We start from the raw sequence: 12,779 nt of genomic DNA on the forward strand, positions 1-12,779 counted from the left end.
GGGGCGCCATTCATAGCGCCCCGCTTCACTAAGCGCGCCTTAGCAGCCAGATAAAATACGGCGCGCCGAAGAAGGTCGCCATCAGGCCCGCCGGGATTTGATCCGGGAACGCCAGCATGCGGCCGCACCAGTCGGCGAACACCAGCAGGCACCCGCCGAGCAGGCCAGCCATCAGCAATTGCGGCAGCGCGCGACGGAAGCCGAGCATGCGCACAATATGTGGTGCCATCAGGCCAATAAAACTCAGCGGACCGATAGTGAGCGTCGCGGTGGCGGTCAGCGCAGCCGCCAGCAACAGCAGGCTGAAGCGCGATCGGTTCAGCGCCATGCCGGCTGAGCGCGCCGTGGCACTGCCGAGCGGCAGCAGCGTCAGCCAGCGGCTGGCCAGCGGTGCCAGCGCCACCAGTATCATGCCCACAACAGCACTCTGCAGCGCCTGCGTCATTGAGATGTTGTACGTCGAACCGGAAATCCAGCTCAGCAGCCCGGCCATGCGCGGATCGCCGCTCGCCAGCAACACCATCAGTAACGTGACGAACGCACTGTTCAGCGCCATTCCGGCCAGCAGCATGCGTTCCGGTGCAAAACCGCCGCGGCTGGCCACCAGCATAATCACCAGCAGCGTCAGCGCGGCGCCCAGCACGCCGGCAGGCAGCAGCCAGGCGACCGCGTTGCCGGGCACAAAGAACAGCATAACCACCACCCCGCAGGCCGCTCCGGAGCTGATGCCCAGCACTTCCGGACTGGCCATTGGATTACCGGTCAGGCGCTGAATCAGCACCCCGGCGACGCCCAGCATCGTGCCGACCACCAACGCCGCCAGCACGCGCGGCACGCGCCACGGCAGCAGCTGTTGCAGCATATCGCCGCTGACCCACGTCCAGCCGTGTGCGTCGCGTCCAAACGCAATGCCTGCCAGACTGCACAGCGCCAGAATCATCACGCCCGCCAGGCACCAGCGCAGCACGGCCTGCCGCTCCTGCGGCACTGTGTCGCCGGCATTCATCGCCGGCGGCAGCGAGCCCGTGCGCAGACGCGGCAGCAGCCACAGCAGAATCGGCACGCCAATCAGCGCGGTAGCCGTTCCGGTTGACACTTCACGCCAGTGCGCGGTCAGCCACAGCACGCACTGATCGGCCAGCCACAGCAGCAGTGCGCCAATCAGCGGCGCCAGCAGCAAGCGGCTAAGCAGACGACGCGCCCCCAGCATCTTCGCCAGCAGCGGCGCGAACAGCCCGATAAAGCCGATGATGCCGGCGACGTTAACCAGCTGCGCACTGAGCAGGATCGCCAGCGCCAGCGCGGCAATGCGCGCCGCCGACAGCGCCAGACCGAGGTTTTTTGCCACGCCATCATCCAGCCCCATCAACGTCAGCGGACGCAACAGCGCCAGCGCCAGTGCGAACGCCAGCAGCAGGCGCGGCCACAGCAGCGCCACGTTGCGGCCGTCGAGCTGGTTCAGCGCGCCGGTGCTCCACAGAAACATGTTTTGCAGCTGATCGTGATTGAAGATGGCAAAGATTTGATTAACCGCGCCGGCATACAGGCTCAGTACCAGACCGGCCAGGATCAGCGTCACCGGCGACAGACGCTTGCCCCAGGCGATGCCAAACACCAGCACGCCGACCAGCACCGCCCCGCCCATTGCGGCAAACTGCTGCGTCAGCTCCCCGCCCGGCAGCTGCCACAGGGTGGCGACGGTCAGGCCAAGCTGCGCGCCGGAAGAGATGCCCAGCGTGGTCGGCTCCGCCAGCGGATTGCGCAGCACCTGCTGGAACAGCAGGCCCGCGAGGCCAAGTCCGGCCCCGACCAGCAGCGCCAGCGCCAGCCGCGACAGCAGGCTGTAGTGGAACACCACCTGACGGATGTTATCGATATCCGGCGCAAACATCGCCTGCTGCCACTGCGCCAGCGGCAGCGCCTGGCGCAGGTTGATAAACGTGAGCGCCAGCGCCAGTAAACTGAGCACGCTGAGCAGCGCGACGGGAAACAGACGGTTGCGCATCAGTGCGACTCCAGCGCGCGTTCCAGCACGCGAATAAATTTGATGGCTGAGTAAGTGGCGCCGTAGTACCACACCGCCGGCACCCGCCGGAAACGGCCGGAACGGACAAACGGCAGCGCCTGCCACAGTGCGCTTTGCGTCACCTGCTGCATATCGCGTTCGTTATCGTGATCGAAGCAGATCACCTCAACGTCACCGACCTCCGCCAGCCGCTCCAGCCCGACCACCGCACTGCCCCAGAAGTTGGTTTCGCCCTGCCAGGCATTGCGCAGGCCAAGCTGCTCCATCACCTCGAGGAACAGGCTGCCTTTACCGAAGGTAATGGCGTGACGCGGATCCATCAGCGACATCAGCAGCAGCGGACGCTGCGCCCATGGACGTAACCGCTCACGCGCGGCCGCCACTTCACCATCCACCCAGTGCAAATGGGCCTGAGCCTGCGCTTCAAGGCCAAGCCGGGCACCCAGCGCATGCAGCGATGTGCGCGCGGTGGTGAACGGTTTGCCATCGCCGCTGTTGAGGTCAAAGCCCATCGTCGGCGCAATGCGCTCCAGCTTGTCGACCGCCGGGCCGTAACCGTTGGAGTGCAGGATCAACGACGGTGCCAGCTGGGTCATCAGTTCCAGATTGGGTTCGGTGCGTAAGCCGAGATCGAGGGTGCCGGCCGGCAAGACCGGGTCACCCACCCAGATGGCGTAGTTATGCAGATCGGCCACGCCGAGCGGGGCGACGCCGAGCGCCATCAGCAGCTCTACCGGCAGCCACTCCAGCGCCAGGATGCGCTGGCTGTCCGGCGGCGCGGCGCGCAGCGGTGCAAGGTTCATCAGCGGTGAGAGCGCCAGCACGGTCAGCAGACGGCGACGGGAAATGTCGAACATCACGAGGCCTCAGTAGACAAAGCTGACGGGCGCGCCGCCCTGCGGATGCGGCAGAATGCCCATCGGAATGCCATAAATATCACCCAGCACCCCGGCCTGCATAATCGCTTCCGGTCCGCCTTCGGCGATCACTTCGCCCGCGCGCAGCGCCACCAGCTGGTCACAGTAGCGAGCCGCCATGTTGAGATCGTGCAGTACCGCTATCACCGTCAGGCCGCGTTCGTGGCTGAGGCGCTGAATCAGCGCCAGCACATCAACCTGATGGGCGATATCCAGCGCCGAGGTGGGTTCATCCAGCAGCAGACAGCGGCTGTTCTGCGCCACCAGCATCGCCAGCCACGCACGCTGCCGCTCGCCGCCGGACAGGCTGTCCACCAGCCGCCCGGCGAAGGGTTTCAGTCCAACCAGCGCAATCGCCTCGTCTACCCGATCGCGATCTTCCTGGCCGTAGCGCCCCAGCGCACCGTGCCACGGATAGCGCCCAATCGCCACCAGCTCGCGCACCGTCATGCCCTCCGCCGCAGGCAGCTGCTGCGGCAGATAGGCCACCTGTCGTGCAAAAGCTTTACTGCTCCAGGTATCAACCGCCTCACCGTTGAGCATCACGCGCCCTTCGCTGGCGGCATGGTGACGGCCGAGCATCTTCAGCAGCGTGGATTTACCGGAACCGTTATGCCCGATCAGCGCGGTGACTTTGCCCGGAGCGAAAGTCAGCGACAGCGGATGCAGCAGCGTGCGGCCGGGCACACGGAAGCTGACGTTTTCCAGTGAAAAGGTGGTTTCTGCGTGGTGCGGATGCTGCATGATAATCCCTGGTTAACGGGCGCCACAGCGCCCTGTGTTCAGTATCAGAAGCGGAAGGTGGCGGTACCGACGATCTGGCGCTCTGCGCCCCAGTAGCAGGCGTAGTCGCGGTAGCAGCTGGCAACGTATTCGCGATCGAACAGGTTGTTGATGTTGACGCCGACGGTTGAGCCCGGCAAGCCGAAGCGGCCCAGATCATATTTCAGTGCGGCATCTACAGTGGTGTAGGCGGCGACGTCAAAGTTCTGGTTGGATTTCGCTCCGTTCTGGATTGACTCTTCATACAATCCTTTGCTTTCACCGGTATAGCGAACACCAGCACCGATGGTAAATCCAGACAGCGCCGTTTCATGGAAGGTATAATCTGTCCAAAGCGATGCCATATGCTTCGGCACCTGAACCGGTGTTCTGCCTTTTAAAGTCGTATCATGCGTATATTCTGCATCTGTGTACGCATATGCAGCTGTCACATTAACATTCGCGTTGACCGCCGCTTTCGCTTCGAATTCAATACCACGCGATCGAATTTCACCGCTCTGCACGCTAAATGACGAATTAGACGGATCGACAGTTAAATTCTTATCCTTGGTGATTTGATAAACCGAAGCAGTAATGACAATTGGCCGATCTTTAGGTACGTATTTTACGCCAGCTTCATACTGCTTAGCGCGGGAAGGATCGAAAGCCTTACCGGTTGAGGTCGTTCCGGACGTTGGAATAAAGGACTCGCTGTAACTGAAATAAGGTGCAATACCATTATCAAACACATAGTTCAGACCACCACGCCAGGTAAATGCCTGATCGTGATTCTTATCCTCGACATCACCGTTACGATTTAACGCTGATGTCATTGCGTAGTCATAGCGGCCTCCCAGCGTCAGGACCCACCTATTCCACTCCATTTGATCCTGCGTGTATAAGCCAGTCTGTTCCTGTTTATTCAGATATTGATATAAGTAAGGTGCACCAACCAGACTATCGTTACCGTACTGTGGATTGACTATGCTTATTGGCGTTGCGCCCGTAAATATTGCATCAATATCATTTCGGGTACGCTGGTAATCAACACCTACTAAAACAGTATGTTCAACAGCGCCAGTGGCAAATTTTGCCTGCGCCTGAGTATCAACAGCAAACTGGTTAAGTTTCTCTTTCGAACCAGCATACATCCTATTGATTTCCAGCGTTGCTGGATTAAAAGTTCGGCCATAAATACTGCGATAATCGGTCTGCATTTCGGCATAGCGCAGATTCTGGCGCACCGTCCAGGTATCGTTAAAGCTGTGCTCAAAGTTGTAGCCAACCATTTTGGTGTTGCGCGAGATCTTATTGCTGTCTTCGCCTTCATCGAAATTGGTGGGCAGCTTATAGCTGCTGCCGTCCGGCCGGGTGATGCCCACCACGGTGCCTTCGCGCGGCAGCCAGCCGTAATAGCCGGTTTCCGGTTCGTTCTGGAAGTAGGTCAGCAGGTCGAAGCGGGTATTGGCATCGGGACGCCAGCTGAACGAAGGCGCAAGGGTATAGCGCTTCTCTTTGTTCATCTCCTGTTGCGCATCAGCGCTGCGCGCCAGGCCGGTCAGGCGATAGCTGTAAACGCCGTCATCATCCAGTGAGCCGCCAAAATCGAAGCCGGTGGAGAACAGGTTGTCGGTGCCCATCTGGAACTGGACTTCACGCAGCGTCTCCTGGGTCGGCCGCTTGCTCACCAGTGACACCACACCGCCCGGGTTGCTCTTACCGTACAGCACCGAAACCGGACCGCGCAGCAGCTCCGCGCGCTCAAGGAAGTAAGGATCGATAGCGAATTCGGAGTAGTTGTCACCCTGCAGCTTCAGGCCATCCAGATACTGATTGGTGTTGGTTTCGCTGAAGCCGCGAATCGACAGCGCATCGATAACGTCCGAGCTGCCGCGGTTACCGGTCAGCACGCCTGGCGTGTAATTGAACGCACCTTTGACGCTGGTCACCGCATGCATTGACATCTCTTCCTGCGTCACCACCGACACCGACTGCGGATTCTTCTCGATTGGCGTATCGGTTTTGGTGCCGGTCGCGCTGTGTTTAGCGGCGATGGTCGGCGACGGTCCCCATGCGCTCTCCTGCGCGACGCCGCTGCCGCCATCAGCCGTCACCACCACGGTATCTTCGGCCAGCGCCTGCATGCTGAGTGTGCCCAGAGTCAGGGAAATCAATAACGCGAGCGGTCGACGGGTGGTCACCGCGCGCAGAGAACAAGGAAAAGTGTTTCGCGCATTCATAGTGGGATCTCATGAAAATAGAACAATGCAGGCGAATGGAAACGAGAATGATTATTAGACGCACGGATTTTAGGCGAAACCCTGCAAGCACCGCAAGATGTAATGCCTGATGGCGGTGAGTTTGCCAGCGGATCGCACATATCCATGATCGCGGCTAAAAAAATGGCGGGCAAAGAAAAAGGCGCCGCAGCGCCAGAGGGAGTTAAATTCAGCTTTTATGCAAGACTCAGGCTGGAGCGCCGCCATGTATCGGGCACCGCCACGTGGTGGTAAAACGCCGGCACTGCACAGGCTCTGAAGGTATAAAGCCGGTGCAGTGCCGGATGGCTTATTTACTGCCAAACATATCTTTAATCCAGCCCGCGACGCCGTCAGAGTCCTTCTGCTCGCCCTGCGGCTGTTGCTGTTGCTGCTGTTGCTGCTCTTGCTGTTGCTGCTGCTGAATCTGCTGCTGTTGCTGCTGGCACAGCGCGTTCGGATCCAGCGCCCACACCGGCAGCGAACGCCATGTGCTGCTGCCGCTGCCGCAGACAAAGTTACCGGCCGAATCGATATTCATCTGAGTGATATCTTCCGGTGGCGTCAGGACCAGTGGCATCGGCGCCTGGTTGTCGAGGTAGCGACGATAGATCTGCATCGCACCACTGGCACCGTACAGCTTCGAGGTCTGGTTGTTGTCGCGGCCAACCCAGGTGATCGCCACTTCTTTGCCATCAATACCGGCAAACCAGCTGTCGATTAGGTCATTGGTGGTACCGGTTTTCGCCGCCAGATGCGCACCCGGGAAGCGTGCGCCCAGCGCCCGCGCCGTACCGTGATCGGCCACCTGCTGCATGGTATACAGCGTCAGATACGCCGCCTGCGCCGGCTCAACGCGCTGCGCCTGCGGGAAGCTCTGATACAGCACCGTACCATCTTCCGCGATCACCGAGCGCACCGCCGACAGCGCAGCGCGGTTACCGCCGCTGGCAATTGACTGGAACGCCTGCGCCACTTCAATCGGCGTCAGGTTAAGCGCCCCCAGCAGCATGGCCGGTACCGGATGCAGCTGATCTTTTGGCACGCCCAGTTTGGTCCAGGTATCCACTACCGCGTCGAGTCCCAGCGTCATACCGAGGTTAACGGTTGGCACGTTCATCGAGTTAGTCAGTGCATCCACCAGCATCACTTTACCGCTGAAGCGACGATCGTCGTTCATCGGCTTCCACACCGAACCGTTTGGCTGTTTCAGCGCAATCGGCTCGTCGGCGATCCAGCTGTTCAGGCGATAGCTGTTTGGCTGGCTGAGGGCGGTCAGATAGGTCGCCGGTTTTGCCAGTGAGCCAATCGAGCGACGCGCCTGCAGCGCGCGGTTATAGCCGGCAAACTGCGGATCGGCACCGCCGACCATGGCGCGCACTTCACCACTGAAGCGGTCGACCACCACCATCGCGGTTTCCAGATCTTTCAGCCCGCGCTGTTTCTTCAGCGTGGGAATGCCGTCTTCAACCGCTTTTTCCGCGGCATCCTGCGAAATCGGATCGAGCGTGGTGAAGATCTTCACGCCGGAGAGGTCTTTGACCTTATCACCCAGCTTCGCCTGCAGCTCATTACGCACCATTTGCATAAACGCCGGCTGCGGCGTGATCACCCCGCCTTTCGGCTGGACGCCAAGCGGCCGCGCCGACAGCATGTCGTACAGCTCCTGATCGATCACTTTCTGCTGTTGCAGCAGACGCAGCACCAGGTTACGACGCTCCAGCGCCAGCTGCGGATTGCGCCACGGATTGTACAGTGACGCACCTTTAACCATGCCGACCAGCATCGCCTGCTGATCAAGGCTCAGTTCGTCCACCGGGCGGCCAAAGTAGTACAGGCTGGCCAGCGGGAAACCGCGGATTTGGTCGTTGCCCGCCTGGCCGAGATACACCTCGTTCAGGTAGAGCTCAAGAATGCGATCTTTGCTGTAGCGCGCATCCATGATCACCGCCATATAGGCTTCACGCGCTTTACGCCACAGCGAGCGTTCGTTGGTGAGGAACAGGTTTTTCACCAGTTGCTGCGTCAGCGTACTGCCGCCCTGCACCGCTTTACCGGCGGTGATATTGGCGAGGAAGGCGCGACCAATCGAGTACGGGCTGATGCCGTCATGCTCGTAGAAGTGGCGGTCTTCGGTGGCGATCAGCGTATCGACCAGCAGATCCGGGAACCCGGCGCGCGGCACAAACAGACGCTGCTCGCCGTTTGGCGACTGCAACATGGTGATCAGCCGCGGATCGAGGCGGAAGAAGCCAAAGTCGCGTCCGGTATCGAGGTTTTTAATCTCGCTCAGCTCGTTGTTGCTGAAGGTGAGACGCGCGTTAATCTGGCCCTCTTTGCTGTCCGGAAAATCAAACGGACGGCGCAGCAGGTCGATGGTGTTGCCTTTCACGCTGAACTCACCCGGACGGGTAATGCGCGACACTTCGCGATACTGCGTGCCTTCCAGCAGCGCAATCATCTCTTTCTTGTCGTAAGCCATGCCCGGTTCGAGGCTAACCATGCGCCCGTATACGGCCGCCGGCAGCTGCCACACTTTACCGTCAATGCGGCTGCGGATTTCCGAATCGAGATAGACGCCCCAGGCGGCCATCACCACGACAAACACCAGGAAGAGTTTAATCAACCAGCCTAACCAGCGGCGTTTGCCACGCGCGGGTCGTTTTCCTTTACCTTTGGGTGGCACCGGCGCACTCTCCTCATCATCTTCGTCAAAATCGTCCTGATCGATATCATCTTCAGGCTCCCTGCGGCGACCCCGGCGCGTAACGTTACGCGGCGGCTTTGGCGCTTTTCCTTTGCGCCCAATAGGTTCGCGATCGTTCCCAGACATGCTTTGTTTTCTCCAGGCATAGCTACGGCAGCGCCGCTACTCTAACTGCTTTCTCGTGCCGCGCATGGCAGAACCCTCTGAATTCGATCCACTGCGGGCTACGAGGAATATTTTTTGGTGCGCCTCGTCGGCAAGGCGCTGGCCGGATCGTCCGGCCACGGATGTTTGGGATAGCGCCCTTTCATCTCTTTCTGCACTTCAGGATACGCACCGCGCCAGAACGCCGCGAGGTCACGGGTGATCTGCAGCGGACGGTGCGCCGGCGAAAGCAGCTCCAGCACCAGCGGAACGCGCCCATCGGCAACCGCCGGGTTCTGCGCCTCGCCAAACATCTCCTGCATACGCACCGCCAGCGCGGGGGGCTTTTCCGCATCGTAGCGAATCGGCAGGCGACTTCCGGTCGGCACAGTGTAATGAGTTGGCAGCACAGTATCCAGCCGCTGCCGCTGTGGCCATGTCAGCAAATGTAATAAAGCGCTGACAAGATTAACGCTCTGCAGCCCTTTCAAATCGCGTACTGCGCCCATCTCCGGCAGCAGCCAGTGCTCCAGCGAGGCCAGCAGCGTGTCATCATCCAGCGTCGGCCACGCCTCTTCCGGCAGCCACTGCGCGGCGCACTGCAAGCGCACACGCAGCTGCTCTGCCTCTGGCGTCCAGCCGAGCACCGCCAGCCCTTTTTCGCGGATCCAGCGCAGCATCGCCGGATGCAGGATCTCCGGCTCGGGCCGCGCCTGCGGCTGGGCCCGCAGGATCAGCGCGCCAATCGCTTCCCGCTTCCACGCGCGCAGCGTGCCTTTGTCTTCATCCCAGTCCACATCGGTGCGCTGCTCCACCAGCTGCGGGCACTGCTGGCGCAGCGCATCCATCTCTACCGGCAGCGCCAGCAGCATGCGCGCATCGGCGCTGCTGGCCCCCTGCAGCAGGCTCGGGGCAATCAGCCACTCATAGCGGCTCAGGCCGTCGTGCTCATCCAGCATCGCGCCGATACCATTGGCGAGCTGATAGCGCGCGCTGTGACCGCGACGCTGCGCCAGCCGGTCAGCAAACCCGGCGGCCAGCAGCGCCGGGAAGCGATCGGCGTCAACGCGCCCCTGACCTGCATTCAGGCGCTGCTGCCAGTGGCGCGCGCGCCGCAGCCACTGCGGCTGTGGCTGGTTGAGCGCATCACGCAGATCGACACTGCCGCTGCGCGGCGGATCCTCCAGAATCGCCACCAGCAGCGCCGCGCTGGCGATGGCGTGCACATCATCGCCGGCGGCGCACAGCATCGCCGTGAGACGCGGATCGCTGCCGAGCTGCGCCATTTTACGACCGCGCGCGCTGAGCCGCCCTTCGCTATCCAGCGCGCCGAGCCGCTGCAGCTGTTGACGTGCCGCCTGCAGGCTGCGCGCCGGTGGACTATCCAGCCATTGCAGCTGAGCCGCGTCCTGACAGCCCCACTGCAGTAAATCCAGCTGCAGCGAGGCCAGATCGCTGGTGAGTATCTCCGGCTCACTCTGCGCCGCCGCACGGAGCGCCTGCTCCTGCGGCAGCAGATGCAGGCAGATCCCCGGCGCCAGGCGACCGGCGCGGCCAGCGCGCTGCGTCATCGATGCCTGGCTGATGCGCTGGGTCAGCAAACGCGTCACGCCGCTGCGCACGTCAAACTGCGCCGCGCGCTCCAGCGCGCTGTCCATCACCAGGCGGATGCCTTCAATCGTCAGGCTGGTCTCGGCGATATTGGTGGCGAGCACCACTTTACGCCGGCCCGGCGCGGCCGGCAGGATGGCCCGCCGCTGCGCCTCCAGCGACAGCGCACCATATAAAGGAGATAAATCCACCTCATCACTGACGCGCGACGCCAGTTCACGCTTCACCCGTTCAATCTCTGCCACGCCGGGCAGAAACAGCAGCAGCGAACCGGGCTCATCCCGCAGCAACTGTGCCACCTCGCGCGCCACTGCCTCTTCAAACCGCTGCTGCGGATTGAGCGAAGCGTAACGTCGGATCACCGGAAAGCTGCGCCCCTGTGACGCAATAAACGGCGCGTCGGGCAATAGCTTGCGTAGCTGCTGATTATCCAGCGTTGCCGACATCAGCAGAATTTTCAGGTCGTCGCGCAATCCCTGCTGCACATCAAGCAGCAGCGCCAGCGCCAGGTCAGCCTGCAGGCTGCGCTCATGGAATTCGTCGAGGATCACCAGCGATACGCCCTCCAGCAGCGGATCGCGCTGCAGCATGCGCGTCAGAATGCCTTCGGTGACCACCAGCAGACGCGTCGCTGCGCTGCTGCAGTTTTCCCCGCGCAGCCGATAACCTACCGTCCCGCCCGGCTGTTCGCCCAGCTGTTCCGCCAGCCGCTGTGCCACGTTGCGTGCCGCCAGCCGGCGCGGCTCCAGCATGATGATTTGCCCCGGCAGCTGCGCCTGTTGCAGCAGCTGTAGCGGCAGCCAGGTGGATTTCCCGGCGCCGGTCGGGGCCGCCAGCAGCACCTGTGGCGACTGCGCCAGCGCGGCCAGCAATGCAGGCAGTACCTCGCTTACCGGTAACTCACTCACACTCAACTCCCACTCTGCCTGTGCTAAGATGGCGCGCATTGTACACCACCCGGCGCCGATTACCGGAGTTCAGCATGGCCACGCAACGACTGTTTTTTGCCCTCGAATTGCCTGATGCCCTCCAGCAACAGCTGGTGCAATGGCGGGCCGATTGCTTCGCCGCAGACGCGGGTAAACCGGTGGCGGCGGCGAATCTGCACCTGACGCTGGCGTTTCTCGGTGAGGTCAGCACGGAAACGGCGGATCAGCTGCAGCAGCTGGCGGCACGCATCCGCCAGCCGGGCTTTACGCTGGATCTCGATGACGCCGGTCACTGGCCGCGTCCCGGCGTGGTGTGGCTTGGCTGCCAGCGCGCGCCGCGCGGTTTACTGCAGCTGGCCAACCTGCTGCGCGCCCAGGCCGCGCGCCATGGCTGTGCGCAGAGTACGCAGCCGTTCCATCCCCACATCACCCTGCTGCGCCACGCTGCGCAGGCCGTGGCGCTGCCGCCGCGCGGTTTTCACTGGCGCGTTGAGGTGAGTCATTTCGCGCTGTTTGCGTCCAGCTTCACGCAGGGACGCACGCGCTATCGCCGGCTGGCGCGCTGGCCACTGTTATCTGCCGCAGGAGCATAAATGCAGTTCGATCCGCCGTTACAATCAGCCCGCTTAATCACCCGCTATAAACGTTTTTTAGCCGATGTCATTACGCCTGAAGGTGACACCTTTACCCTGCACTGCGCCAATACCGGTGCGATGACCGGCTGCGCCACACCAGGCGACACCGTGTGGTACTCCACCTCGGCCAGCGCGACGCGCAAATATCCGCATAGCTGGGAAATAACGCAAACCGCGCAGGGCCACTGGATTTGCGTCAATACTCTGCGCGCTAACCAACTGGTGCGCGAGGCGCTGCTGCGCGACGCAATTCCGGAATTATCCGCTTATAGCCACTGCCAGGCTGAGGTGAAATACGGCACGGAAAAAAGCCGAATTGACTTCCTGTTGCAAGCGGAGGGCAAAGCCAACTGCTATATTGAAGTCAAGTCCGTCACCCTTTTACAAAATGGTAAAGGCTATTTTCCGGATGCGGTGACGGCTCGTGGACAGAAACATCTGCGCGAATTAAGCACTATCGCGGCAGAAGGCCACCGGGCCGTTTTGTTGTTTGCTGTTCTGCACACGGGGATTGAGGACGTTTCCCCGGCGCACCATATCGATGCGCAATACGCAGAACTACTGGTACAGGCGCAGCGCTGCGGTGTGGAAGTGTTGGCGTATCAGGCTCAGATTTCACCGGCAGAAATGTTACTTACCCGGCCGTTAACGGTAACGATTAACGCACAGTTGTAATATTTAACGTTATTTGCTGTGATAAGAATGTTCTGAGCGGTGCGCTAAATACGCTGTTCCTCACAGGCTTGTCAAGGTGCGTTCATGAATAATTGCCAACCTTGATTGCTTCTGC

9 protein-coding genes are annotated in these 12,779 nt (G+C 61.2%); 3 read left to right on the forward strand and 6 right to left on the reverse strand.

Translation table 11 applies throughout. From position 1 onward, the window contains the following. Positions 1–28 precede the first annotated feature (28 nt). Genes fhuB through fhuA form a run of 4 tightly spaced genes read right to left on the reverse strand, consistent with a single transcriptional unit; the run spans position 29 to position 5,945 of the window. Positions 29–2,005, reverse strand: coding sequence for a Fe(3+)-hydroxamate ABC transporter permease FhuB (fhuB, locus tag FT726_RS11710; RefSeq protein WP_346302824.1), 1,977 nt, complete (start codon positions 2,003–2,005; stop codon positions 29–31). Beyond that, positions 2,005–2,883: a Fe(3+)-hydroxamate ABC transporter substrate-binding protein FhuD gene (gene fhuD, locus FT726_RS11715; protein ID WP_238561169.1), complete on the reverse strand. Its 879-nt coding sequence runs from the start codon at positions 2,881–2,883 to the stop codon at positions 2,005–2,007. Before fhuD ends, fhuB begins: the two co-directional genes overlap by 1 nt. Before the next feature lie 9 nt (positions 2,884–2,892). Beyond that, a complete protein-coding gene (fhuC, locus tag FT726_RS11720; protein ID WP_058759520.1) occupies positions 2,893–3,687 on the reverse strand; it encodes a Fe3+-hydroxamate ABC transporter ATP-binding protein FhuC in 795 nt (264 codons plus the stop codon). A 44-nt stretch (positions 3,688–3,731) separates the two neighbouring features. Beyond that, positions 3,732–5,945, reverse strand: coding sequence for a ferrichrome porin FhuA (gene fhuA / locus FT726_RS11725; RefSeq protein ID WP_222951267.1), 2,214 nt, complete (start codon positions 5,943–5,945; stop codon positions 3,732–3,734). 102 nt (positions 5,946–6,047) lie between these two features. Between fhuA and FT726_RS11730 the strand changes: the two genes are divergently transcribed. Then, a complete protein-coding gene (locus FT726_RS11730; RefSeq protein ID WP_282996354.1) occupies positions 6,048–6,218 on the forward strand; it encodes a hypothetical protein in 171 nt (56 codons plus the stop codon). Positions 6,219–6,273: 55 nt separating this feature from the next. Here FT726_RS11730 and mrcB read toward each other — a convergent pair whose 3' ends face one another. Together mrcB and hrpB are read right to left on the reverse strand one after the other, a co-directional pair. Next, on the reverse strand, positions 6,274–8,796 hold the full coding sequence (mrcB, locus tag FT726_RS11735; protein WP_150360714.1) for a bifunctional glycosyl transferase/transpeptidase: 2,523 nt from the start codon (positions 8,794–8,796) through the stop codon (positions 6,274–6,276). A gap of 98 nt (positions 8,797–8,894) precedes the next feature. After that, positions 8,895–11,372, reverse strand: coding sequence for an ATP-dependent helicase HrpB (gene hrpB / locus FT726_RS11740; protein ID WP_346302825.1), 2,478 nt, complete (start codon positions 11,370–11,372; stop codon positions 8,895–8,897). A 35-nt stretch (positions 11,373–11,407) separates the two neighbouring features. Between hrpB and thpR the strand changes: the two genes are divergently transcribed. Then, positions 11,408–11,947 (forward strand): RNA 2',3'-cyclic phosphodiesterase, encoded by a 540-nt coding sequence (thpR, locus tag FT726_RS11745; RefSeq protein WP_346302826.1) that lies wholly within the window; start codon positions 11,408–11,410, stop codon positions 11,945–11,947. Then, a complete protein-coding gene (gene sfsA, locus FT726_RS11750; protein WP_021507511.1) occupies positions 11,948–12,664 on the forward strand; it encodes a DNA/RNA nuclease SfsA in 717 nt (238 codons plus the stop codon). It begins immediately after the preceding gene. Positions 12,665–12,779: the final 115 nt, after the last annotated feature.

The organism is Pantoea sp. Morm (assembly GCF_016643525.1).
GTDB classification, from domain to species: domain Bacteria; phylum Pseudomonadota; class Gammaproteobacteria; order Enterobacterales; family Enterobacteriaceae; genus Pantoea; species Pantoea dispersa.

What these genes read in the sequence shown, in the direction of transcription:
- fhuB (WP_346302824.1), bottom strand. Translation starts at nt 2,005, where the DNA reads ATGCGCAACCGTCTGTTTCCCGTCGCGCTGCTCAGCGTGCTCAGTTTA.
- mrcB (WP_150360714.1), bottom strand. Translation starts at nt 8,796, where the DNA reads ATGTCTGGGAACGATCGCGAACCTATTGGGCGCAAAGGAAAAGCGCCA.
- fhuA (WP_222951267.1), bottom strand. Translation starts at nt 5,945, where the DNA reads ATGAATGCGCGAAACACTTTTCCTTGTTCTCTGCGCGCGGTGACCACC.
- thpR (WP_346302826.1), top strand. Translation starts at nt 11,408, where the DNA reads ATGGCCACGCAACGACTGTTTTTTGCCCTCGAATTGCCTGATGCCCTC.
- fhuD (WP_238561169.1), bottom strand. Translation starts at nt 2,883, where the DNA reads ATGTTCGACATTTCCCGTCGCCGTCTGCTGACCGTGCTGGCGCTCTCA.
- sfsA (WP_021507511.1), top strand. Translation starts at nt 11,948, where the DNA reads ATGCAGTTCGATCCGCCGTTACAATCAGCCCGCTTAATCACCCGCTAT.
- FT726_RS11730 (WP_282996354.1), top strand. Translation starts at nt 6,048, where the DNA reads ATGCCTGATGGCGGTGAGTTTGCCAGCGGATCGCACATATCCATGATC.
- hrpB (WP_346302825.1), bottom strand. Translation starts at nt 11,372, where the DNA reads ATGCGCGCCATCTTAGCACAGGCAGAGTGGGAGTTGAGTGTGAGTGAG.
- fhuC (WP_058759520.1), bottom strand. Translation starts at nt 3,687, where the DNA reads ATGCAGCATCCGCACCACGCAGAAACCACCTTTTCACTGGAAAACGTC.